Source organism: Solibacillus sp. FSL W7-1436 (assembly GCF_038007305.1).
GTDB lineage: Bacteria > Bacillota > Bacilli > Bacillales_A > Planococcaceae > Solibacillus.
In genome coordinates this window covers 1,335,689-1,361,041 of sequence record NZ_JBBOWV010000001.1, presented here as the reverse complement: position 1 = coordinate 1,361,041, position 25,353 = coordinate 1,335,689, and the positions used below count along the sequence as shown (strand labels likewise).

The window sequence follows — 25,353 nt, the reverse complement described above, 5'->3', positions numbered from 1 at the left end:
AGCATGATAGAGTAGTTATAGTAAAAATAAAGATAACCTTTCATAATATATATAGAATTTATGAGAAAAGAGGAATTTTATGATGGATAAAACGATATTAGTTGTGGATGATGAAAAACCAATTGCAGACATTCTGCAGTTTAATTTAATAAAAGAAGGTTATCGCGTTATTTGTGCCTACGATGGGGACGAAGCGCTTCAAAGAGTAGAAGAGGAACAGCCGGATTTAATGTTGCTGGACATTATGCTACCTAAACGTGACGGCATGGAAGTATGTCGTGAAGTCCGTAAAAAATATGATTTCCCAATTATAATGCTAACGGCAAAAGGCTCGGAAATTGATAAAGTACTCGGATTGGAAATGGGTGCTGACGATTATGTAACAAAGCCGTTCAGTACACGTGAATTAATCGCCCGTGTAAAAGCGAATATGCGCCGATTAAATGTTCCTGCTCAAATAGAGGAGGCACAAGCGGAAACGAATGATATTGTAGTGGGCTCTTTAACGATTCAGCCAGATGCCTACTTAGTATTAAAGCGTGACGATTCAATTGAATTAACCCACCGTGAATTTGAATTACTGCACTATTTGGCAAAACATATTGGTCAAGTTATGACACGTGAGCATCTGCTGCAAACAGTATGGGGCTATGATTATTTCGGTGATGTACGGACAGTGGACGTAACAATCCGCCGTTTACGCGAAAAAATTGAAGATAATCCAAGTCATCCTTTATGGATTGTTACAAGACGAGGAGTCGGCTATTACTTACGAAACCCTGAACAGGAGTAAAATACATGCAAAAAGTGAGCTTTTTTAAGTCCATCCATGTAAAGCTTGTATTGATTTATGTCCTATTAATTATTATTGCGCTTCAAATTATAGGTATATATTTTTCAAAGCAGCTGGAGACGAATTTAAAAACGAATTTCCAAGATTCGATTCGCCAAAGAATAGAGCTTGTGCATTATAGTGTGCGTGAAGAAATGATAAAAATACGCGATGAAAATACCCCTCCCTCTTTAGGAGATAGTTTAAAAACGATTTTGGAGGGATTTTCTACAGAAGATATTAACAAAATCTATGTTGTGGACCATCAGGATCGTATATTGGCTACTTCCGACGATGACCAGGCAATTGTAGGTCAGCGTATAAATGAAGAAATTATCCAACGGGCCGTGTCTTCCGAAACTCTGTTGGATAAGATTTCATTGGATCGGGATACAGGCGAGCGTATATGGATAATGGCTGTTCCTATTATGGATAACGTAGGGCTTAAAGAGGATTTAAAAGGTGTCATTTACGTTCAATCGAATATTGAAAAGGTATACGAGCAACTAAATGAAATTAACCGGATTTTTGCAGCAGGTATTGCAGTGTCGCTTGCTATTACAATTATATTAGGAATTTTGGTTGCGCGAACCATTACTCGTCCCATTTCCGATATGCGGAAACAGGCGCAGGCAATGTCAAAAGGAAATTATGCAAGGAAAGTGCGTGTATACGGAACAGATGAAATCGGTCAGTTAGCCATTGCTTTCAACCATCTGACTAATCGTCTGCAGGAAGCACAATCCACGACAGAAGCAGAACGCCGGAAACTGGCAAGTGTACTTAGTAATATGACAGATGGTGTAATTGCAACAGACCGTAAAGGAAAAATTATTCTGATTAATGATCCGGCTTTGGAATTGCTTCATGATTCACGTGAAACAACTTTAAACCGTCCGATTGCATCGGTATTGCGCTTGGACCAGGAGTATAGTTTTGAAGACTTGATTCATATGAAAGATCCTGTGAATCTTGATTTTAGTATGAATGATGCGCCATATGTGTTACGAGCAAATTTTTCCGTAATTCAAAAGGAAACAGGTTTTGTAAATGGTCTGATTACAGTATTGCATGATATTACCGAACAGGAAAAAATTGATATGGAACGTCGTGAATTTGTTGCGAATGTTTCCCATGAATTGCGTACGCCTTTAACGACGATGCGCAGCTATTTAGAAGCGCTTGCAGAAGGTGCATGGAAAGATGAAAATATAGCGCCGACATTTTTAAACGTCACACAAACTGAAACAGAGCGTATGATTCGCCTTGTAAATGATTTGCTGCAATTGTCTAAAATGGACAGCCAGGAGTATGAACTGAATCTGGAGTTTATAGAATTTAACAAGTTTTTCATGCAAATTATCGACCGATTTGAAATGTCGAAATCACAGAATGTCGAGTTTATCCGATTAATTCCAGAAAAGAGCTATTTTGTAGATATTGATACGGATAAGCTGACACAGGTAATAGATAATATCATTTCAAATGCTTTGAAATATTCTCCTGACGGCGGCAATATTCGATTTGGATTTACCGTTCACGATAATATGCTTCGCGTTATGATTTCAGATGATGGTATGGGAATTCCGAAAGAAAATGTGACGCGAATTTTCGATCGCTTTTATCGTGTAGACCGGGCAAGAGCAAGGTCGATGGGCGGAACAGGTTTAGGTCTTGCAATTGCTCGTGAAATGATTGAAGCACACGGCGGGAAAATTTGGGCAGAAAGTGAGGAAGGCCAGGGTACTACGATATTCTTCACATTGCCATATGAATTGGATGAAGCGGGGGATTGGGAATGAAATATGTTGAACAGATAAAATCTCTTTTATTAGCATTCCTCGTTTTACTCAGCATTGTGTTCACACTTCTTATTTGGAATTACAAACCGGAATATGAAACGGTAAAGGAGACCCAGATTGAGGAAGTACTTGTCGGCAAACCGAAGGGCATACAGGAAGTAATAAAACCGTACAGATTGTTATATCGTCAAAATGAGCAATTTTACGGGACAGTCTCTTTAAAACCTTTAGAAGATTTGTACAGTCACTTAAGCTTATGGCAAGTGTACGAGATGGATTTAATTAACGTTGACCTTTCAGACAGTAAAATGAACGAAATACTGCGTAAAAATAATCGTATAACAATGTTTTATAGTGAAGAAATTCCAATGCGTGTTTTCTCTAATCTTTTGTCACTTAATGATTATGAAATACCAGATGCAAGCTTTACACGTCTTATCATAGACTGGTCAAATGTAGAGAAAAGCAGTCAGTTACAGTTGCTTTTCCTGAACACAGAAAAGCGATTATTATATAGAGCATACGCGGGTGTACCGGATAAAGATTATTTCACGAAGAAGATAATTGAACCGGCAAATGATTATAGCCAGTATGTTGAGGTTGAACGGGATGCTTTACGCTCTTTATATGTGCCCAAAGATCCTATAAAATCAGCAAGGTATATGTATTTAAATGAAGAGATTCAACCGGACTTATTTAAAAGAATTCTCTTCACCGAATTAAATATCGTACAACGGAATATTGAAAGTTCTCAATCCGAACGGTTTACTGATGGGACATCGTTAATGACAGTAGACAGTCAAAATCGAATTATAAATTATGTATACCCGACTGCAGAAAGTATTGCACCGATGTCTTCCACGACATTATTGATAGACAGCTATAATTTTGTAAATGACCATGGCGGGTTTACAATGGATTACCGCTTGTCTTCAATGAACATTGGAAGGCACAGTACAGAATACCAGCTATTTGTACAGGGTTTACCTGTTCACAGTAATGTTACGACAACACGTCTCGTAACTACTTGGGGTGAAAACCGCATTTTCCGTTACCGCCGTCCTTACTATTCAATCGGAACAGTTTTCCAAATAGTACAGAGAGAGCTTGAATCAGGAGAACAAGTAGTTGAATCCCTTCGTTTAAAAAATAAAAAATTATTTGAAGAAACAGAGGAAATCCTTGTCGGGTACAAGTTAACGCAGGAAAAAACTGAGGAAGATACAGACGTAATCGTATTGGAGCCAAGATGGTTTGCCGTAACAAACAATGTATGGACAGACCTTTCACCCGAAGAAGCAGGGGGTGATGAAGTTGGATTGGAGTAGAACGAAAACTATTTTTATATGGGTTTTTCTCGTATTGAATCTCTTTTTATATACGCAGTATCTAGAGAGTTATAAAGAAGGCCAGAAAATAGAAGTTTTAGGGGAAACGATGGAAATTGAAGCACGTTTGAAGGGAGATAATATAACGTATATCGCCCTTCCGAACAATAAGGAAAGTGCAGCATATTATTCCGGGCAAATTAAAAATTTCTCTCCATCTGAAGTGCCATACTTTACGAATCAAAGTGCAAAGATTGAAAATAACAATAAGCTGATTGTGACGATGGACAAGCCTGTAAAACCTCAGAAAACCGATACCCGAGATTCATATACTGATTTTGTCCACAATAATGTGTATGAAGGTGATTCCTATGTGCTATGGGATATCGATGAAGAGAAAAAAGAAGCGACATTTTTCCAGAAGGTAAACGATGTAACATTGTATTATAATGTGCGCGGTTATGTAAAACTTTATTGGGATGATGACAACCGCATAGTTTCCTATGAGCAAACAATGCTGGAAGAGCATAAAAAATTAGATAAAGAACAGAATCTATTAACTGCAAGACAAGTATTGCAGATTTTATATGGGAAGAATTTATTAAAACCGGATTCTCAGATAACGGAAATGAATCTAGGTTACTCCACAATCGTTCAATTAACGCAAACACAAGTATTTGCACCAACATGGGAAGTACGGGTAAAGCTGGCTGATGACACAGAGGAAATACATTTTGTGAACGCGGTACAAGGACGAATTGTAGAGATCCAAAATGACTTATCCGAAATTGTCGAGCAGACAGAGGATTTGGAAGAGTAAGGAGTTTTAACAATGCGATTTAGCGTTTTAGCAAGTGGCAGTACTGGAAACGCGGTCTACGTAGAAAATGATGAACATTCATTTTTGATTGATGCAGGCTTAAGCGGAAAGAAAATGGAGCAACTGTTTGCTAATATAGATCGTGATATGAAAAATTTATCAGGCATTTTAGTAACACATGAGCATAGTGATCATATTAAAGGGCTTGGTGTAATAGCACGTAAATATAATATTCCTGTCTTTGCAAATGCAAAAACATGGACAGCGATGGATGGACTAGTAGGAACAATTCCAACGGATTTATGTTTCGATTTTAATATGGAAACAGTAAAAACGTTTGGCGGGCTGGATATTCAATCATTTGCGGTGTCTCACGATGCTGCTGAACCGATGTTCTATACATTCTATGAGAACGGACGAAAGCTTGTTGTCATTACAGATACAGGCTATGTCAGCGACCGTATGAAAGGATATATCTCAGCAGCCGATGCCTACGTGTTTGAAAGTAATCATGATGTGAGCATGCTTCAAATGGGCAAATACCCTTGGAGTATTAAACGCCGTATATTATCGGATGTAGGACATGTTTCAAATGAGGATGCTGCAGTGGCAATGGCTGATGTTGTAGCAGAAAAACCTACGCAGATTTATTTGGCGCATTTAAGTAAAGACAACAATATGAAAGATCTGGCGCGGATGAGCGTAGAACAGACATTACAGTCTTGCGGCATTATTGCAGGAGAATATTTGCATCTGCACGATACCGATGCAAATGAGCCGACAAAGCTTGTGACAGTATAATTTTTGCAAGGCATAATTGAAGTAAATATGGGTAAAAGATAGGTGTGTTAAAAGTTTCTGCTTTTAGCATACCTTTTTTATTTTATTGATAATTTTTAATTAGGTTTTATGTGATTTTCATCTAATTTTAATGTTAAATGTGTATGCTATCAGTAAGAAGAATATAGAAAGGATGAGCAAGATGGGTTACTATCCTGAAGACGATAAGAAAGAAACTCAAAATGATCGTATTGCAGAGCTTGAGGCTCGTTTACAAAGAGAAGAAGAAGAGAAAAAACAGCGGCAAAATAGAAAAGAAAAAAAAGGCGGCAGTAAAGGCGGGTATTTTTTATCTGGTTTAAGTGGTGTTGTCGTTGGTGCTTTATTATTATGGCTCCTGCTTCCTTCGCTGGCAAATCAGTTGCCGGGTGGTAATGAAGTAAACTCGGTTACAAATGATTCTCCAAACTCAACGATTAGTCAAACTGCAACAGAAGTGACAACAGACGTAACGAATGCGGTTGAAAAAGTATCGAGTGCCGTTGTTGGGATAACAAACATTCAAAATGTGGCACCTAACTTTTGGAACCAAAGCACGGGAGAAGCTCAAGCGGTAGGTAGCGGTTCGGGCGTTGTGTATAAAAAAGATGGGAAATTTGCCTTTATCGTAACAAACCATCATGTTGTGGATGGAGCAGAACAAATTGAGGTAACATTGGATGATGGCGAGAAAGTAAAAGCAGAGCTTATCGGTTCTGATATTTGGACAGACTTGGCAATACTTTCAATACCAAGTGAAGGAATTGAGACAGTAGCAGATTTCGGGGATTCGGATGTATTAAAACAAGGTGAAACGGTAATTGCCATAGGGAATCCACTTGGCCTAGACTTTTATGGATCGGTAACAACAGGTGTAATTTCGGGGAAAGACCGCTCCGTACCGGTCGACTTAAATGAAGATGGCGCAGAAGACTGGTCAACAGAAGTATTACAGACGGATGCAGCGATCAACTCAGGGAACTCAGGTGGTGCCTTAGTGAATATTGCAGGTGAATTAATCGGTATAAATTCGATGAAAATTGCCCAGTCTTCAGTTGAGGGCCTAGGATTTGCGATTCCGATCAATTCAGCGATTCCGATCATCGAGCAATTGGAAAAGCACGGGGAAGTTCAACGTCCAACAATGGGCATTTCCTTAGTCGATCTGACGGAAGTACCGGCATATTATCAACAGCAAACATTGAGATTACCGGAGGAAGTCACAAATGGTGTTGTCATTTCCCAAGTTGTAAGAGGGTCTGCTGCGGATAAAGCAGGATTACAGCAGTACGATGTCATTGTAGAAATGGATGGCGAAAAGATCGAAAATGCAATTGAGCTTCGCAAACATTTATATAATGAAAAATCTATTGGCGATACATTAAAAATTAAAGTTTATCGTAACGGTAAAATAGTAGAAGCTAACTTAGAGTTGGTGGAAAATGCACAATTGTAAATGTGGATAACTTAATTAAAGACTGAAATTGTACACAACGGGTAGAGAAGAAAAAGGCTTGTCTTTTCTACTCGTTTTTTGTCTGTTACAATGGGTTGTGGATAACATTTCGAAAATTGTGAATAAGTTTGTGGAAATTTCAGAAAAGAAAGAAGGTTTAAAAATGAAGACTTACAGCTGCGAAACCCATATAGATCATGCGTTAGATATGCATGTGGCGGAAACAGAAAACTTCCCGATGATGGATTTACTATCGGAAGAAGAAAAGTTATCAACAACTTGTTCTTACTGTGAACAGTCAGCAACATATGTTGTATCAAGTAAATAACTTTACACAATATATAGTTTTTACTTGTGGATATGTGCATAACTTTTGTGGATAACTTGTTTGTAAATGGAATGTAAAGGTGGATAAGTTGTGAATATTACTATCATCTCGGTTGGTAAGTTGAAAGAAAAGTATTTAAAAATGGGTATCGAAGAATATGTGAAGCGATTAGGCGGCTACGCAAAAATCGATTTAGTGGAAGTACCGGATGAGAAAGCACCTGAACAGTTAAGTGATGCTGATATGGAAATCGTCAAACGTAAGGAGGGAGACCGTATCCTTGCGAAAATCAATGACGGGACATATGTTATCGCATTGGCACTCGATGGTAAAATGAAAACAAGCGAAGAAATGGCCGCTGATTTAGAGGCGCTGATGACCTACGGGAAAAGCAAAGTTGCATTTGTTATAGGCGGATCATTAGGATTGCATACGGATGTACTTAAGCGCGCAGATGAAAAACTGTGCTTCGGAAAAATGACACTGCCCCACCAGCTGATGAAACTCGTGCTAGTAGAACAGATTTACCGCAGTTTCAGAATTATTAAGGGTGAACCGTACCACAAATAGAGGCAAAAATTGTTGTAGATAAGGTGGTAATTCTTTATCGGAAGCGGGTATTGAAAATGTGTTTTCATTATCCGTTTCACGATATAACAAATGGATAAGTATAAAGGTTTTGGATATATTCATTTCAGTAAAATCAAATTCAAGTTCTATGGCTTTTATAGTTCTAGATTTATCTATTTGCTTGATTGCGATATTATCAATTAACAACTGAAGTAATTGTTTTTGATTTTCTCTAGAAGTCTTCCTATAAACTGACAGGAATTTTTTTAGTAGCTTTTCGATCAACTCTGGTTGAATCACTTTAGAATCGATAGAACCTAATTGTATTATAATCTCATTTTTCTTCTGTTCTAACTCCCTTTTCTCAATGGATACCTTTTGCAATCTTTCTTGCAGAATATCGACAGGAAGAGTATTTTTCTCAAAGGCATCCATATACTTTGCCTGTAATTGTTCAATTTCTTTTAATCGTATGTCAATCTTTTCTAGTTCTTTGTTAAGCTGACTTATCGAATGAGCAGAACTTGAACTTATGTCTGTGAGCGTCTTATATAATCTCTTCTTATTAGAACTAAAATGTTCAATTTTCTTGATAACCGTATCTTCTGCTTCATAAGCCTTAATAGAATTAGCTTTACAAGCAGCTGATCCTTTATTATGAAAATCGCTACAGACGTAATAACGATGTTTCCGTTTCGTCCCATCCTTTCGAGTATGTGTTGTAATCGATGGAACCATTCCTTGACCACAATCAGGACAGCGTAAAAGGCCACTAAGTAAAAATGGTTCGTTTGATTGACGCTGCTTAAATGATTTACTTTTTCTCCTTGCTCGTACAACGCTCCAAAGTTCGTCTGAAATAATAGGTTCATGTTTTCCTTCTACAAGAATGGGATTTGGATTTTTCCCTTTTCTTCGTTTAGAATCCCAATTTTCAAATTTTAGCCAACTGATTTTACCGTTATATATTACATTGTCTAGGATTTGTGCTACACCATTAATAGAGAAATACCGATTCCGTTTCGTCCTATATCCTGCTTTATTTAAATGGTTGGAAATTGCTCTAAGGCCCTTACGATTTGCATACATATGATAGATTAACTGTACTACTTCAGCTTCTTTTTCATTGATAACTAGTTCCTTCTTAACAGTGTCATATCCAAATACAACTCCGCCGTTCCATCTCCCTTCCAAAGCCCTCTGTTTCATTCCAAGCTTAACATTTTCCGCTAATGTATTTCGCTCCATTTCAGCTATTGAAGCCATAATTTGAAGTACTAAGCGACCTATAGGACTACTGGTATCAAAGTTTTCTGAGTAGGATATAAATTTGACGTTGTATTTTTCAAATTTATCTAGCATCATAAGTGTTTCTAGCATATTTCTAGAAAGTCGAGAAATTTTCCAAACTAATACCGCATCAAATCTCTCATTTTCTACATCTTTTATTAGTCTTTTCATTTCCGGCCGTCCTTTTACGGATTTACCGCTAATTCCTTCATCGACATATTCATCAATCACTTCCCAGTTATAGATTTGAGCATATTGCCGGAGTGTTTGAAGTTGAGCAGCTATACTGAAACCTTCTTTTGCTTGTTCTTCTGTACTTACGCGGGCGTAGATGGCTACTCTTCTTATTTCTGTTGTCATAGTTGTCCTCCTTTTATCATTATAATACTATGAAAATAATATTAGAGGAAAAAGGAGTTTAGTATTTATCAGATTGTATTTGTGTGGTAAGTAGTATTACGGAAATTAAATTCAGGACATTATCATTACTTTGAGGAAGATTTATAACTTGTGAAATAGTGTTCTTAATGCTAATAGGGGTTAGTTTAAAATTCAGATTAATATTCGCTCATGAATCATGTGAGATTGCGGAGTTATCCTTTATTACGTAGTTGTATTTTGCAAGAGAAAAGTGCAGAGAATTGCAACGAAAAATACAGAGTGTTGCCACCCGATTTTTTTCACTATTTTCTCGACAATGCATTTGTTAAACGGAAGCTCTGGCCCGTGTAGGAAATAATGTGGGCGTGGTGAATCAAACGATCCACCAGAGCTGCCGTTAAACGTGAATCCGAGAAAATGCGGTTCCACTGACTAAATTCTAAATTTGAAGTGATAATTAAGCTCTTTTGTTCATAGAACTCTGAAATAATTTGAAACAGTAATTCTGCTCCTTCTTTGCCGAAAGGTAAATAACCCATTTCATCTAAAATCATTAAATCAACTTTCTCTAATTTACTTCTAAACTGCTTCAATTTCCCCGTATGTAGGGCGTGCTCTAGCTCCTCAACTAAATGCGATACACGATAAAAACGTACTTCAAATCCATGCTCACAAGCCTTTCGGCCAAGGGCAGAAGCTAAATGTGTTTTACCTGTTCCAGGTGCGCCAACTAAAATGACATTCTCTTTTCTTCGAATAAAATCTAGCTGTTCTAACTCATCTTTCGTTAAATGGCTAGGAAAACAAATATCTTTATGCCACTGGTAGCTTTCTAGCGTTTTTGTATCAATGAAACGAGCTTGTTTCAAGTTACGTGCTATTTTTGCTTGTTCTCTGCCAAGCTGCTCTTTTAATAAAACTTGATACAGATATTCTTCCGGCTCAGTAAAAGGCACTTCTTTAATTGCTTCTGCTACATATGCTAATCTCAATTGCTTACAGAGTGTTAAAATATCTTCATTCATGATTTAACACCTCCGTCCCTTTTGGGGATAAGGCATCATATTCTGTCCAATTAACACCGTAAGGATGTTCAGTTTCTTCAGCCTCACGGCCAATATAATTATAAAAATTTTGATCAATATCATTCATATCATGTGTAAGTAAAAGTGTCAGTAATTCATTAATCCGTTGTTTTCTTAACGCAAGTGAAGGAACTGTTAAATACTCTTTAATGCGCGTTGGCAGATAGATTGAGTAACGGGAATGCCCTACAACACGTGGTTTTTTCAACCAATCTTTTAAGATTTCCTTCCATGGAATAAAACGACGTTTTCTCATATAAGGTCGGGCATCAGATAATAAAATTTCTCCGTCATTTGTGATGACTTTATACGAATCCCAGTAGGTCACACAAGAAAGCTGGACGTAGTTTCTTGCTCTTGGCACATGAATCAAATGCCCATCAAGTTTGAATTCATTATATTTATTAAACTTGATTAAAAACTGCTTAAATACCGGATACGGTTTTTCAGGTAATTTGATTAATTGCTTTTGCTCGCGCTTCCACAGTTCATCAATCATTACTTCTTTTTTATAATGAACTCGTTGACGATCCTTGATTAATTGTTGTTCTAATTGATTCGTTAAATCTTCAAGATCCTTTATTACCGGAGGTAGGCTAAAGAAGTTATAACGAACATAACCTACTTTACCTTCCACATGACCTTTTTCATTTCCTTTTCGTGGGTTACATACTTGCACTTTGAACCCGTAATATTGTTGGAAATGTCGAAAGGCTTCTGTTAGTTGTGCCTCTGAATCGCCTTTTCTTACCTTTTTCACCGCAGGTGTTAAGTTATCAATTCGAATGCTCAATGGGACACCACCAGCCTGTTTAAATAACACTTGAAGTCCGCCTAAAAAGCATTCTAAATTTTCACCCGGCATCGGTACCGCAAATGCTGTATTACTTGCTGGAAATGACATGACCAATGCGTGAACATCAAGTATTTCGCCATCTTGAACAGCTTCCATAATCCCGAAATCTACTTGAGCTTCTCCTTCTGGATGTTCTAAACGTTCATGACCTTTGTCTATTTCGTCTTCTTGTGCTGCTTTCCATTCTTGAATGAAATTACAAAGTGTTCTATAGGAACCTTTGAAGCCCTTCTTTACTAAATCTTCAAACATTTTCTTATTTGTACGGCGTAACTTTTTCTTAAGTTTTAAATCCTCTTCTAACCAATCAATTACGATTTCTCCCCATTCTTCGTCGTACATCATGCCCGTTTTCAAATGAGTTTTCTCTTGAGGCAATTGATCTCCATCGCCATATTTTTTGGCAGTGCGCCAATTCACTTGCATTGTATTGGCAATTTCGGTAATAGATAGTCCTTTTTCATTTCGTAATGTTTTGATACAATTAACTTCAGACATTGCTAGCATCCTTTCTTACCTCCACTTTTTGGATTCGACACCTAAAAGAGTAGAGGGACTTGGGGTGGCTGGCAAGTCTTTTTTTATGCACAAAAATAGTGCAGGACTCTGTACAAATTCTTTGCACTAGTCTGCACTTTTATTTTGCAATAAACAGTAGTAGATGATATACTGCGTACCAATTGAACTTGAACTTACAATATACTGCTTTTCTGAGAAGGAATGCAGCTTTTTTGTGTCCTATATTTTATCCTTTTTGGCTTGAGTGGAGAAATTCATATAGTAGATAAATCTTAATACTTTTTTAAGAACTTAATAAGTGTATGATAAAGTCCCAGTGTAATAATAATGAATAGATAAAAGATAAAACTGGAGGTATTAAAATTGGAAAATCAAGCAGTTGTTGAATTGATCAATGTTAAAAAACAAATTGGAAAAATTACTATTATAGATGACATATCTCTAAGAGTCTTCAAAGGGGAAGTTTTTGGTTTCTTAGGTCCTAATGGTGCTGGGAAAACAACAACCATACGAATGATGGCTGGATTAATTGGGATTACAGAAGGTGAAATTCTTATCAATGGGATTAGTATTAAGAAAAATTACGAAAAAGCTATTTCGAATGTAGGAGGAATTATAGAAAATCCAGAGATGTATAAGTTTATGTCTGGCTATGATAATCTAGTTCATTATGCCAGAATGGTTCCCCAAAAGATAACAAAAGAAAGAATAAATGAAGTCGTTAAACTTGTTGGTCTTGAAAAAAGTATAAAAAATAAAGTAGGCAGATATTCATTAGGGATGCGGCAAAGGTTGGGACTTGCTCAAGCATTGCTCCATTCGCCTTCATTGTTAATTCTAGATGAACCAACAAACGGTCTCGACCCTGCTGGTATCCGTGAAATTAGAACATATATACGAAAAGTTGCACATGAGGAGAACATGGCTGTTTTTGTATCCAGTCATTTGCTAGCAGAGATGCAATTAATGTGTGATCGAATTGGGATTATTCAAAATGGGAAGTTGATTCGCGTGGAAACGATAGGAGAAATGGTTGATGTTTCTAAAGAAGCAACCATTCAATTTCAGGTGAAACCTTTGGATGAAGCCTTTCATTTTTTACAATCCTTATATGAAAAGACAGATATAGAAATAGTAGATGATTTTATTAAGATAAGATTGAAACCAGAACAGATTCCTCAATGTAACAAAGCACTGGTGGAAAATGATTTCATGGTGTATGGAATAATCTCTACTCAAGCTACGCTGGAAGATAAATTCTTAGAAATTACGGAGGAAAAATAGATGGTATCGTTAATTCAATTGATTAGAAACGAAAATATGAAATTATATAAACGTACTGGTACTTGGGTGATGATAGGGTTAATTATATTGGCAATAATTGGTGTAGGGCTTTTTACGAAATTTGTTTTAGATTCAAATGAACAAACAGATTGGAAAGAGCAACTGAAAGCTGAAAATATGCAGTTAGAGAATACGATGAAAGACACTGAACAGTTGGGTATAGGGAGTAATTATGTAAAACAACAATTAGCTATCAATAATTATAGACTTGAAAATGATGATCCACCTATCAATTCTCAATCTTTGTGGGGCTTCATGATTGATGTAACAAATTTTACAGGTTTTGTCGGATTATTTTCTATTGTAGTTGCTGCAGGTATTGTGGCAAGTGAGTTTTCGTGGGGGACCATAAAGTTACTGCTCATTCGACCAGTTAGTCGTTCAAAAATATTACTTTCAAAATATATCACTACCATTTTATTTGCATTATTATTGATTACACTATTGTTTGGTTTATCCTTTATTTTTGGTAGTTTGTTGTTCGGATTTAGTGGGATAGAACAGTCTAATTTAGTATATCAAAATAATCAGGTTGTTGAGCAGAATATGATAACTTACATTATAAGTCTATATGGATTTAATAGTATCGATCTTTTCATGATGCTTACCTTTGCATTTATGATATCTACTGTGTTCCGGAGTAGCTCGTTAGCTATTGGTATCTCTATATTTTTAATGTTTACTGGTCCACAACTCGTGCAACTGTTAAGTAATTATGAATGGGTGAAGTATGTCTTATTTGCAAATACTAATTTACAGCAATATACGAATGGAATTCCTATAGTAGAAGGAATGACAATGGCTTTTTCCATAAGTATGCTTATTATTTATTTTGTTATATTTATTGGCGTTTCTTGGATTACTTTTGAAAAGAGAGATGTTACGACATAATAACGGTGGTAAAGGTGGATTATTATGAAGCCAGATAAAATTTTAGTTGTAGAAGATGAAACAGAACTTGGAGAATTAGTAAGAGATTATCTTACAGTGGAAGGATATCAAGTAATTCTCGCAGAAGATGGTGAGGAAGGAATGCAATTATTTCATCAGGAACAGCCAATTTTGGTTGTTCTTGATATTATGTTACCTAATATAGATGGAACAGAAGTATGTCGTAGGATCAGACAAGAATCAACTATTCCAATTCTAATGATGAGCGCTAAACAGAGGGATACGGATAAAATCATTAATCTAGGTATTGGCGCTGATGATTATATAACAAAACCGTTTAGTCCGGGGGAATTAGTGGCGAGGATTAAAGCCCATATTAGGCGTTATAAACATTTCTCTGATCAAAAACATGATAAGGGAATCGTTTCATATGGCGATCTAAGGTTAGATAAAAATAGGTATGATGTATATGTAAAAAAAAGGAAAGTTGATTTAACGGCGAAGGAATTCCAGTTGCTATATTTTTTGGTATCTAATAAGGGACAAGTCTATACAAAAGAACAGCTGTATGAGCAAATATGGGGATACAATCATATTGGTGATGTAAATACAGTTACGGTGTATATTCGAAAAATTAGAGAAAAAATAGAAGCCGACTCCTCCAGACCAAAATATGTTCAAACCGTTTGGGGTGTAGGTTATCGATTGAATGATGAATTATGAAATCAAGTCTGAAAAATAGGCTGATTCTCGCCTTTTTATCAATAATAATCATTCCTATCCTTGCCACAATTGCTTCATTTTTGATAGGAGCCGAAAATTTTGATTCTCAAGAGGATGACCAGTTGAATGCTTTATTCAAAGATGTAAAAAAGAATATTAGGGATAATGAAGATAATATATCCGATAAACAACTTTTTTACACAAATCTTGTTCCTTTATTAGATTATTACGATATTAACTTATCTATTTACGAACAAAGTAATGAATTACTATTTGACTCAAAACAATTTCGACCTAGAGATAAGAGTCAGAATCATCTAATTGACATTGGTAATTTTACAATAGATGTCCATACTCCTTTGGGTGAATTATGGCGAATTGATATTGAAGCCAATTCATTTAAAAGCAAACCCTTTAGTGTTTTTCGAGATGTCTTACGGCTCATTTTTATTAGTCTAGGAATTGGTCTAATTACTTTAATGTTACTAATTGTTGGGTGGATATGGTATATAACAAGGACGGTACTCGGTCCGATAAGACATATTTATCAAGCTACAGAGGAAATGAGGGTGGGAAATCTTGATTATCCCATAACATATAAAAGGGATGATGAGATAGGCCGGTTTATTCAGGGATTCAACTTGATGAGAGAACACCTAAAAAAATCCTATGCGAAACAAAAACAATATGAAGTATCACGAAATGTGTTAATAGCCAGTATCTCTCATGACTTACGAACACCTTTATCTTCAATAAAGGGATATGTTGAAGGTTTACTAGATGGAGTAGCAAGGGATCAAGAAATGCGTGAAAGGTATCTGAGAGTTATTTATGATAAATCAAATCACTTAGATAACTTAATTGAAGACCTGTTCGAATACTCGAAAATGGAAATAGAGGAACTTCCAATTCATAAAGAAGTTGTGAATGTAAATCATTACTTTGAAGAGATGTTGGATAAAGTGAAATTTGATTTGATTCGTAATGAGACAAAGCTTGAATATGTTATCAAAGCTCCCCCTATTCAGATGAAACTTGATCCTAAAAGGATAAGGCAGGTAATGACTAACCTAGTTGACAATTCAATTCAATATGGAAGCAATGAAATATTTATTGAAGTAGCACAAACAAATAAACACCTAATTGTAAAAGTGAGAGATGATGGTCAAGGAATTGATGAGGAAGATATACCAAACATTTTTAATCCCTTTTTTCGAGGTGAAAAGTCAAGAACTAAAAAACAAAGCAGTGGATCAGGATTAGGTCTTTCCATCGTAAATTATATTATTAAAGTTCATCAAGGTTCTATTAATGTCGAAAGTCAAAAAGGAAAAGGGAGTCTTTTTACACTTACCATCCCATTAAATTAACTTGAAGTCTCACAACTAGCTAACCAAGTCATTTACTGGGCAGTACACAACGATTCCATTCAACAGAAAAAATACCCCATAATCGGGGCGCAATTGTTTTATAAATGTCTTATTAAACTAATGAGTGGTTAGTGCAATTACGGTAATGGACTTTCTTCTACGAGAGATAAAATAATGAAAGGAAATAACTTACGTAGGAAATGGTGCTGGTGATATGTTATCGAAACAGGTAATCCTTGCTGAATTATCAAAAAACCTAAATACATGGAAAGAAGATTATGGTGTAAAGCTAATTGGTTTATTCGGCTCGTATAGCCGTGATGAACAAAAAGAATCTAGCGATATTGATGTGATCGTAGAGTTTAACGACGCGGATTTATCTTTTGATAATTACATGGATTTAAAAATTAGCCTTGAGGATCTTTTTCAGAAGCCGATTGAGTTAGTCATATTAAATGATATTAAACCTTCTTTAAAGTCAAATATTCTAGCAACCATTACATATGTAACCGAGGACAACCAGTGGGATTATAATTAGCAGTCTATTCGTCAGGAGTAATTTTCTGGGTATTCGAATCATTATTATAATTGCTTTGTTAATCAGATAACGGATCAGGGTACTTATCCAATTATAAAGTAAGTACCCTGTTTTTCTATTTACTCAAGGGTCTTCTTAATATCACAACACTTTATATCCCCTATTAAACAAATAGTTGCTTCGAGAGGCTTGATACACAATGATATTTTCAAACCCTGTTCTACTACCGTTTTTAAAACATTTATTTATGATTAATTGATTATGATTAGTATTCGTGGTGCAAAATACATTTAATTTCTTATAACTCTTGTGATAGACATTGGTTCTTTTTCTTATCTCTTTTATATATTCGGGATTTAGAGAGCGATTGCTATCAATCTCATTACCACTTTTAATAAAAATAGTAGGAAGATGAGCCTTGTTTGTTGGAATTTGGCTATCAGTAATTTCATAGGTATCAACCAGTATCAAATTCAACTCATTTGATGGATAATCCATATTCTTTTCGATGACATTAATGGATTGAGCTTTTACTTCTACATCACTATCAACAATCACTTCAGGGAAAATATCCTTCAAAAGTAATTTATACTGTAGATACATAGGTACTCTTACTAGACTAACCTTCCCATAGCCAAGAATTTTGCTGGCTAACCAATATACCCATATTGGATACTCATTATACTTGTTTCCAGAGTTGAATAATTTGTCTTTATTTGCTTTTGTTCTCCAAATATAAATAATTATAGATAAAATAAACCCGCCAATAATAGAAATTACTCGTTCACTATTAATAATGCTTTTTATCATTTCATCAAAATTTGTTGCATCCATACCTATCAGGGAGAGAATACCGTAGGCAATCTCTTGAAGTGGGTAAAAGATACTTACTATTACTGGTAACAAGATTAATAAACATTGAAATAAGACCTTATTCACTACCGATATCACCCCTAAATAATATTTTGTCATTATGCATAAGGGATTAATTTTCGCATACGTTTCTGCATTTGATTTTCTTTCCATTTATCGTAATAAAGAGAAATAATATCTTTATCAATAGAAAATTCCTTCCGAGTCATCACATTTCTATATTCAAGTATTTTTTTATGGAAAGAACATTTTGTTACAATGCGTTCACAACCACACGGACACTTCTTTTTATTACCTCTATTTGGTTTTTGACTTAATATATCTAATAAGTTAATTACCTGATCAATATATTTAAGTTCAAAAACTTCCACATAATCCTGAATAATACCATCTATACCGTGGTATAACTCACCAAATACAAAGTTTTCCTCACCTTGAAGTCTAAGTGAAATTGCATAGAAGTATGGAACCACACATGAATGAATAAAGCCATCTAAAGTAGGGTTGTCCTTAATACGTTTCTTCAAGCTCATTGGCGATCCTAAACATAGAGATGAATCGGGATACGCATGATAATCCAACGTTTTGGGAAATCTCTCTCCGATTTCGTAGACAGTCGGAATCTCATTTGGGAAAATTTTAGGGATGACAATCTTTATTAAAAACTCGTCCTTTATATTTCCATAGGATTCATCCGTTATATCTAGAGACAAGATCCCTTTAACAACGTACTCTTCGTTGTTTGAAGGAGCCAAAGACATTTGGGGGTTACTTTCTAAAAACATTTCTAATTCTTTAATATTAATATGCATCACCCCAAGGCTTCGGTGGATTTATTGGTAGGCTAGTGACATTTCTCTGTTTGTTACTTTTAAGATTGTATGTCTTATTTAAAAAGTTGTTATCTATATTCAAAGAGAATTTATTATTTAAGATTAAGCTAGCTGTTTCATAACTTTCCGTTTTTAATAAGTTGTTAAAATCAACTTTCGCTTGTAATAACCAGTTTTTGAAATTTCCTTCTAAATCTAATTTCTTTCCTTCTGACGTATCCCACCTGTCTGTAAAATCTTCATTGGGGTTCACAGGATTGGGAACTCTGGGAGTACTAGGGTTAATATATGTTGGCATATTTTCCAATAGATTCATCAATGCTTCTTCTAAATTCAATTCTCCATTATAGGCTCTAGCTGCCAAAGTTGTTATAATGATAGAAATCGGCTTACTATCATTTTCTCCAAACATATTATCGCGATGTCTCTTTAACAATTGAATACATCTTTGAAGAATGGTTTTTCTGCCATAAATTGGAACAGGCGTTATGGAAGAACGATTGTATATTCCGAAGTCGCCCATTGTCATGCGACTCTCAAACCATTTCAAATATCCTTCTGGATTACTAATATTCCAGTCTTGCGAGATAATGGAATAATTTTCAAGTTGATCATCAGTTATGTTTATAGCAGCGTCGACCACAGATTTGTTTAAGGATTCTTCATAATTAAAAGTATCTTCCAATTGTTTTTTGTAGACCGATTGCTTATCAATATTTAATGGTATACATGGAACTATATCTAAATGAAATTTAACCTCATCCATATACTCTAATCTCCAACAGCGGTGCTTCTTTTCTAGTTCCTGCTTGATACCCTTTGCTACACGATAACTTTCTAGTTCAGTACCAACCATTTCTTTTAATTGTTCCTGTGTAAATAAAGACTTAAAGTTTGGGATAATGACTTTACAACCCATGTCTAAATCATATTCTTCTTGTTCGATAATAGGTTTTATAGTAGTACCTAATGCAAAAGAGCCTTGAGGAAATATGTTTATATCTACATCTTTGAAAGAACTATTTTCTCTATTAAGCCATTCTCCCAACGACTTATATCTTTGAATTGTTTTTTCAACAACATAATCAGGTAAATCTAGTTGATCAATCATTTCTTCTAAAACACCTTTTTTATATATTTTTTCAGGCATTACAAATCCCCTTTCGTATTGTTTATCAATTGTTTTATGTTACCAACCATCATACTAAATATAGTAACATAGAATATTTGTTCCCACAATATATGGTGTTATTAATAATCTATTAAAAAGAATAACCTATACCTTTAGAGGATTTTTTAAGGAGCATATCACCATTTCCTAAATTTGCAAATACTTCTATATTGAAAGGGCAAAAAGGAGAAAGGATGGTCCCCTTTCTCCTATTCCATAAATATATCCTCGTTATTAAATTTGAAAACAACATTCTTTATTGTACGGTCTTTAGGTTTTTCCCCTTTAGTGACATGAACCTCTTTGATGATACGGTGTAAGAATAACTTTCTTTCTTCATCAGGAATTGAGGGGTATGAACAATGAGGCTACCACTTGAAGTAGGCAGTGTAATAGAGGTAAGAGGTACAAGGGTGAAGGTACAAATGTATAGCGACCTAAACCATACTTCTTTTAATTACGAAGGAGAGATAATAAATAATATATCAGTGAATAGCTTTGTTATTATTAAAAAGGGCTTTTTATACTTAGTTGGAAAAATAGATGCGGAATATATTGAAGACTTATTGAACCCTAAAAAACTACAAGAAAAAGATTATCGGTTTAGCAAGGGAACAATCTCTCGGATATTAGAAGTACAAATAGTTGGTTACTTAGATAATAAAAGATTTGATAATAGTGTTAAACATTTGCCAATGATCGGAAACCTCGTATATGTACCAAGGAAACAGGATATTATAGATATCTATGCAGGTAGTAGAACAGCAAATGTACAAAGCACTGATTTAACTTTTTCTATAGGCAACTCTATTCATGAAAATATTCCAGTAGATTTTTCAATCAACTCTTTTTTTGCATCACATATTGGCATATTTGGTAATACTGGGAGTGGCAAATCTAATACCATAGCTAAATTATATTATGAGTTGTTCAAGACTATTGGTGCAAATAAGATAGGAATGAAAAGTGCGTTTCATCTTTTCGATTTTAATGGAGAGTATGCTCATAGAGGTGTATTTGGTCTTGAGGATTCAGATATTAGCATTATAAATCTAAGTACTATTTCAGATAATAATGAGGATAAGTTAAAGATTTCCTCAGAATATTTCTACTCTCCAGAGATATTATCAGTTTTATTTAGTGCAACTGAACAAACCCAAAAACCATTTATTAAAAGACTATTAAGTAGGATGGAATATGCAAATGAAAATGGCTGGGGGATTCAGAATTGGCTACCATATTTGTTTGCTAAATCCCTAGTACATTCATCAAGGGAAGTCTTTGAGTATATTAAGGAAATAATTGATTATCTTTCGAAAGATTGGGAAGGTCAGGAACATGACCGATTTTTGGAAAGGATTAGATCCATTCAATGGCATACTCAGAGTAATTATTTCTTTATTAATGGATTAGCTCATTTTAATACTGTTGATGATGTAAAACAAACATACAAAGTTCAATCTGGGTACGAGTATTTAGTTTATTGGTGTTCTGAATTAGATAATATGGATATTGGCTGGTGTGATTATTTTATATTCAACGCTAAGTTACAACTTGCTAGTGATATGTTAAATCGTTATGCACAATTTGACCATATAAACCCTTTAATTCATAGGATTGAATCTAAAGTTAAAGAGCTTGAACAAATTATAGAGATAACTGAAGATACAATAACACAATCTTCGCTTATTACAATTTATTCTTTCAGGGAGTGTAGTGTAGATATAAAAAAAGTTATGCCCTCTTTAATAGCTAAAATGCTTTTCGATAATCATAAAAAGCAAACACATCAGAATAATATTGACAAGACAGTACATTTGATAATTGATGAAGCCCATAATATACTATCGAGCCAAATAGTAAATAAAGAGACAGGTTGGCATAGTTATCGATTAGAATTATTTGAAGAAATTATCAAGGAGGGTAGAAAGTTTGGCTTTTTCTTAACAATTAGTAGTCAGCGACCTTATGATATTTCACCAACAATTATTTCCCAAGTTCATAATTACTTTATACATAGGTTAGTTAATGATAAGGATTTGGATATGATAGATAATACTATTCCAACTTTGGATAGGGTCTCTAAAAATGCAATACCCACTCTTTCTAGTGGTACGTGTATAGTTTCGGGTACGGCTTTAACTATGCCGATACTTTTACAGGTAGAACAGGTTCATGAAAAAGCAAATAGGCCAAGCAGCGATAATGTAAATCTTTGTGATTTGTGGGATATAGATACTAACTGAATACCGAAAGAATTGGTGGTTTACTTTGTAGTAGATAAAGTATTTATGATTGCAGGAAACAATTCAAAGGGGGGAAATATCGATGGTCACAAAATGGATAAAAGAAAATCCGGATTTTTTTAAGAAAAATAATATGGATAGATTAATAGTTTTGAAAGGTAACAGTGATATAAAAGAGGAATTCGCAAAATATGCATTAATGTTTAAGGAGTCTGCACATCTTATTACTGAGTATATTTTTGAAAAGGCTGATATCAGTAAATTAGATACATATTTTTTCTCATTAGCATACCTTTACCGACATAGCCTTGAGCTACTTCTCAAAGCAATAGGGTTTAAATACACTTTAGACTTAGAGAACAGAAAAGACTTTATAAAAGACACGTTTCATAATTTATCGTTGCTTCTTGAAGCAGTACATCCGCACATAAAAGATAATGTGGTAAAAAATCGGGAGGCATTTCAATGGCTTGAAGCATTTTTAAAAGACATGAATGATATCGATAAGGAATCCGATTCTTTTAGATATCCTTTTGGAATAACAATTAAAAGGGAACCCTTTGATAACAAAAAGCATTATGGTATTAGATCATTCTTCGAAAAGCAGACACATATTGATTTATTCGCCTTTGCTAATAAGATGGAGGTAGCATTTGAAATTTTAGAAAGTTATTTGCTTGAGAAAGATATAAAAGATGAGTTGTTTAAAGAGTATAAACCAGTGTTTTTAGAAGAAGGTGGAGATTATTATTATCAAAGTGTAATTGGTTATTCATATAGTAAGGACAAATTTTATCCATATGTAAAAGCCTATACTGAATCAGCTGAGTATCTTTATGATTGTATGAGTAAAGATAGAAAACTTAATGGGTTGCTTTTTATTCCTATGTGCTATCTTTATAGAAACGCAATTGAACTTGCAATGAAGGAAATCTTATTTGAAGAATGCTCGTATAGCTTTCAGGAGACAGTAGGATTAATGAATAATAAGAAACATAGTATTTTAGGTTTATGGAATTCAATTAAGTCAGATATTATAAAACATGCTCAGGCTCCAGAAGATGATACGACTTTAACTAATGTAGAAAAATATATTAATCAACTTCATAATATTGATGGGCAAGCAGACAAATTTAGGTATCCTACAGATAAACACATGAATTTACACTTTGAAAAGTCTAAAAAGTTAGATATAGAGAATATAGTTAATTTTTTTGGTGAATTAGCTACTTTTTTAAGTGGTGTATGCATGATGATGTCTGCCCATAATGAATGGCTAGCTGAAATGGAAGCTGAATATAGAAGCGAAATGGAAACTTATTATAGAGAATACTGAAAGCATCTTTAAACAATTAGTATATGTAGACTTTGGAAATATAATAATTTACTTTGTCAAAGATGTAATCAAATGAATAATAAAATAGGCATCGGTACTTCACCAATGCCTATTTTTTGCCTCTTAAATCATCACGGTGAACCGTATCATAAGTAAGTGAGGTTTTAGAAACAGGCACATTCGCTTCATGCGATTGTGCCTGTTTTTCTACTAAAACTATTCAGATGTATTTTGTTTTCGGTCTAATTGATGGCTAAAGAAAGTTAGGAGACTTGCACAGACGGCAATTATCCCACCGACCCAAGCTACATTCATTAAATTCCCCTGATGGTACACAAATCCACCTAATGCAGAACCAAAAGCGATGCCTACGTTGCTTGCCACTGGCATTAGTGAAGCGGCGAGTCCTGTTGCTTTTGGCTGATAAATTCCTGCAAGATCAATTAAATATAGCTGGGTAGATGTTGTTAAAAGGATAGCCATTAACGACATTAATCCAATATTTATTAATCCTAAAACAAAATGATTGGTAGTCCAAAATAAACTTGTCAGCACAACTGCTTGTACGAGAAAAACAAACCGAAGGCGACCGATTGCATTTCGGCTAGCAATTTTACCGGCGAGGATATTGCTGAAAATCGAAATAAACCCATAACTAAACAAGATTATACTAATTGACTTATTTGGTGATCCCATTTCTTTCAAGATTGGTACAAGGTATGTAAAGACTGCATAAGTTGCGCCAAATCCGAGTGTAGGAATGAAAAAAGCCATCAATATACGAGGCTTGGTCAATAAAGAAAACTGATCACGTATCGAACTGCGTACTTGGCTGAGTTTATGAGGTAAGACAAAAAAGGATGCCAAAAACGCCAATGCCCCTAGGAAAGTGGTTAACATGAAAGTGGCATTCCAGCCGTAATCTTCGGCAATAACAATACCAATTGGTACTCCAACGACATTTGCAAGTGTGAAACCGCCGAAAACGAATGAAATAGCAAGTCCGCGTTTTTTAATTGGTATGGTTTCACTTGCTACAATCATGGCTAGAGAGATTAAAACTCCCGTTACAATCGCTGTCATAATCCGTAGTATAAGGAGCATGATATAGCTTGTCGAAATTATGCACAAAGCATTTAAAATGATGAAAGATGCTATTAAAAACAACATCCATTTTCGCTTTGGTAAATGACTTGTTACTGACATCACCAGTGGTGTAGCGATGGCAAATGTAATTGCAAACGCAGAAACGAGTGTGCCGGCTTTTACATTAGTCATATTAAGACTTGAAGAAATATCTGTTAAAATTCCGACAATAACAAATTCACTTGTCCCGAGAACAAATGTTAATAAAGAAAGTGTTAAAATCAGCAACCAATGTTGCTTTGATAATTTTGTGGAGTGCATAAATACCTCTTTCTTAGATGAATGTAATTGTGTGACATAGTAATTACACAACCTTAATATCATACCAAGAATATGTTTGCCTGAAAAACCCTAACTTAGTTAAGTGGAGGATATTGAATTTCTGGAATTGATAAGGATGCAGAGTTAGCAAAAGAGCATTAAAAAGTGCATTTAGGGAAAGTCACGGTGAACCGTATCACAAATAAGTGCGTTTTTAATAAACCATCTATTACAGTATTTTTATTGTAGTTGGTGGTTTATTTTTATGTTTCATCAAAAACTGATAATTTACAGATAGAATGTGATAAGGTACTTACTGAAAGGTTAACAGTCCGTAAAGGTTAAAAATATCTTATAAATTGAGTTTAGGTTATGCAGTGGATTACTTAAAATTGTATAACTATAATAGGGATAACAGGAAAAATTAAACTGATTTAAATGTCTGGTAGGAGACTTATGTAATGATTTTATTTTTAGTTGGGTTAGTAATTGGGTTGGCAACATATAGGGTCTATTTAAAGTATCAAAATCAAAA

The 25,353-nt window shown here is 34.9% G+C and carries 22 protein-coding genes; 15 read left to right on the top strand and 7 right to left on the bottom strand.

Annotated features, from left to right (window positions below; translation table 11 throughout):
* Positions 1-82 precede the first annotated feature (82 nt).
* The 8 genes from yycF (at position 83) to rlmH (ending at position 7,955) form a co-directional block, all read left to right on the top strand.
* Positions 83-793, top strand: coding sequence for a response regulator YycF (gene yycF, locus MKX73_RS06855; protein ID WP_340718861.1), 711 nt, complete (start codon positions 83-85; stop codon positions 791-793).
* Positions 794-798: 5 nt separating this feature from the next.
* Complete coding sequence (gene walK / locus MKX73_RS06850) at positions 799-2,634, top strand: cell wall metabolism sensor histidine kinase WalK (RefSeq protein ID WP_340716821.1); 1,836 nt, start codon at positions 799-801, stop codon at positions 2,632-2,634.
* Positions 2,631-3,962: a YycH family regulatory protein gene (locus tag MKX73_RS06845; RefSeq protein WP_340716820.1), complete on the top strand. Its 1,332-nt coding sequence runs from the start codon at positions 2,631-2,633 to the stop codon at positions 3,960-3,962. Before walK ends, MKX73_RS06845 begins: the two co-directional genes overlap by 4 nt.
* On the top strand, positions 3,949-4,782 hold the full coding sequence (locus tag MKX73_RS06840) for a two-component system regulatory protein YycI (RefSeq protein ID WP_340716819.1): 834 nt from the start codon (positions 3,949-3,951) through the stop codon (positions 4,780-4,782). The genes MKX73_RS06845 and MKX73_RS06840 overlap by 14 nt, the downstream gene beginning before the upstream one ends.
* 12 nt (positions 4,783-4,794) lie before the next feature.
* A complete protein-coding gene (locus tag MKX73_RS06835) occupies positions 4,795-5,583 on the top strand; it encodes an MBL fold metallo-hydrolase (protein ID WP_340716818.1) in 789 nt (262 codons plus the stop codon).
* Between the two features lie 181 nt (positions 5,584-5,764).
* Complete coding sequence (locus tag MKX73_RS06830; protein ID WP_340716817.1) at positions 5,765-7,057, top strand: S1C family serine protease; 1,293 nt, start codon at positions 5,765-5,767, stop codon at positions 7,055-7,057.
* 163 nt (positions 7,058-7,220) lie between these two features.
* The gene (locus MKX73_RS06825) at positions 7,221-7,385 is read left to right on the top strand and encodes a CxxH/CxxC protein (RefSeq protein ID WP_079523607.1); all 165 of its coding nucleotides are present in this window, start codon (positions 7,221-7,223) and stop codon (positions 7,383-7,385) included.
* Between the two features lie 90 nt (positions 7,386-7,475).
* The gene (gene rlmH / locus MKX73_RS06820; RefSeq protein ID WP_087617907.1) at positions 7,476-7,955 is read left to right on the top strand and encodes a 23S rRNA (pseudouridine(1915)-N(3))-methyltransferase RlmH; all 480 of its coding nucleotides are present in this window, start codon (positions 7,476-7,478) and stop codon (positions 7,953-7,955) included.
* Here the strand turns inward: rlmH and MKX73_RS06815 are convergent.
* The 3 genes from MKX73_RS06815 to istA all read right to left on the bottom strand — a co-directional run bounded on the left by MKX73_RS06815 (position 7,896) and on the right by istA (position 12,065).
* A complete protein-coding gene (locus tag MKX73_RS06815; RefSeq protein WP_340716816.1) occupies positions 7,896-9,605 on the bottom strand; it encodes a recombinase family protein in 1,710 nt (569 codons plus the stop codon). The two genes, rlmH and MKX73_RS06815, sit on opposite strands and share 60 nt — an antisense overlap.
* Positions 9,606-9,928: 323 nt before the next feature.
* Entirely contained in the window at positions 9,929-10,651 is a 723-nt protein-coding gene (istB, locus tag MKX73_RS06810; protein ID WP_340716815.1) for an IS21-like element helper ATPase IstB, read from the bottom strand.
* A complete protein-coding gene (gene istA, locus MKX73_RS06805; RefSeq protein WP_340716814.1) occupies positions 10,644-12,065 on the bottom strand; it encodes an IS21 family transposase in 1,422 nt (473 codons plus the stop codon). Before istA ends, istB begins: the two co-directional genes overlap by 8 nt.
* 384 nt (positions 12,066-12,449) lie before the next feature.
* Between istA and MKX73_RS06800 the strand changes: the two genes are divergently transcribed.
* The 5 genes from MKX73_RS06800 (at position 12,450) to MKX73_RS06780 (ending at position 16,952) form a co-directional block, all read left to right on the top strand.
* Positions 12,450-13,370 (top strand): ABC transporter ATP-binding protein, encoded by a 921-nt coding sequence (locus MKX73_RS06800; protein WP_340716813.1) that lies wholly within the window; start codon positions 12,450-12,452, stop codon positions 13,368-13,370.
* Complete coding sequence (locus tag MKX73_RS06795; RefSeq protein ID WP_340716812.1) at positions 13,371-14,321, top strand: ABC transporter permease; 951 nt, start codon at positions 13,371-13,373, stop codon at positions 14,319-14,321. It begins immediately after the preceding gene.
* Between the two features lie 24 nt (positions 14,322-14,345).
* The gene (locus MKX73_RS06790; protein ID WP_340716811.1) at positions 14,346-15,044 is read left to right on the top strand and encodes a response regulator transcription factor; all 699 of its coding nucleotides are present in this window, start codon (positions 14,346-14,348) and stop codon (positions 15,042-15,044) included.
* The gene (locus MKX73_RS06785; RefSeq protein WP_340716810.1) at positions 15,041-16,414 is read left to right on the top strand and encodes a sensor histidine kinase; all 1,374 of its coding nucleotides are present in this window, start codon (positions 15,041-15,043) and stop codon (positions 16,412-16,414) included. Before MKX73_RS06790 ends, MKX73_RS06785 begins: the two co-directional genes overlap by 4 nt.
* Positions 16,415-16,628: 214 nt before the next feature.
* Positions 16,629-16,952 (top strand): nucleotidyltransferase family protein, encoded by a 324-nt coding sequence (locus tag MKX73_RS06780; protein ID WP_340716809.1) that lies wholly within the window; start codon positions 16,629-16,631, stop codon positions 16,950-16,952.
* Positions 16,953-17,093: 141 nt separating this feature from the next.
* Here the strand turns inward: MKX73_RS06780 and MKX73_RS06775 are convergent, their stop codons facing one another.
* Genes MKX73_RS06775 through MKX73_RS06765 form a run of 3 tightly spaced genes read right to left on the bottom strand, consistent with a single transcriptional unit; the run spans position 17,094 to position 19,808 of the window.
* On the bottom strand, positions 17,094-17,891 hold the full coding sequence (locus tag MKX73_RS06775) for a hypothetical protein (RefSeq protein ID WP_340716808.1): 798 nt from the start codon (positions 17,889-17,891) through the stop codon (positions 17,094-17,096).
* Between the two features lie 32 nt (positions 17,892-17,923).
* The gene (locus tag MKX73_RS06770) at positions 17,924-18,637 is read right to left on the bottom strand and encodes a hypothetical protein (RefSeq protein ID WP_340716807.1); all 714 of its coding nucleotides are present in this window, start codon (positions 18,635-18,637) and stop codon (positions 17,924-17,926) included.
* A complete protein-coding gene (locus tag MKX73_RS06765) occupies positions 18,627-19,808 on the bottom strand; it encodes a nucleotidyltransferase domain-containing protein (RefSeq protein WP_340716806.1) in 1,182 nt (393 codons plus the stop codon). Before MKX73_RS06765 ends, MKX73_RS06770 begins: the two co-directional genes overlap by 11 nt.
* Before the next feature lie 434 nt (positions 19,809-20,242).
* Between MKX73_RS06765 and MKX73_RS06760 the strand changes: the two genes are divergently transcribed.
* Together MKX73_RS06760 and MKX73_RS06755 are read left to right on the top strand one after the other, a co-directional pair.
* Positions 20,243-22,075, top strand: a complete 1,833-nt coding sequence (locus tag MKX73_RS06760) for an ATP-binding protein (RefSeq protein WP_340716805.1) — start codon at positions 20,243-20,245, stop codon at positions 22,073-22,075.
* An 82-nt stretch (positions 22,076-22,157) separates the two neighbouring features.
* Positions 22,158-23,411 carry a hypothetical protein gene (locus MKX73_RS06755; RefSeq protein ID WP_340716804.1) on the top strand — a complete coding sequence of 418 codons (1,254 nt, stop codon included), beginning with the start codon at positions 22,158-22,160 and terminating at the stop codon, positions 23,409-23,411.
* A gap of 216 nt (positions 23,412-23,627) precedes the next feature.
* Here the strand turns inward: MKX73_RS06755 and MKX73_RS06750 are convergent, their stop codons facing one another.
* Positions 23,628-24,881: an MFS transporter gene (locus MKX73_RS06750; RefSeq protein WP_340716803.1), complete on the bottom strand. Its 1,254-nt coding sequence runs from the start codon at positions 24,879-24,881 to the stop codon at positions 23,628-23,630.
* Positions 24,882-25,353 lie beyond the last annotated feature (472 nt).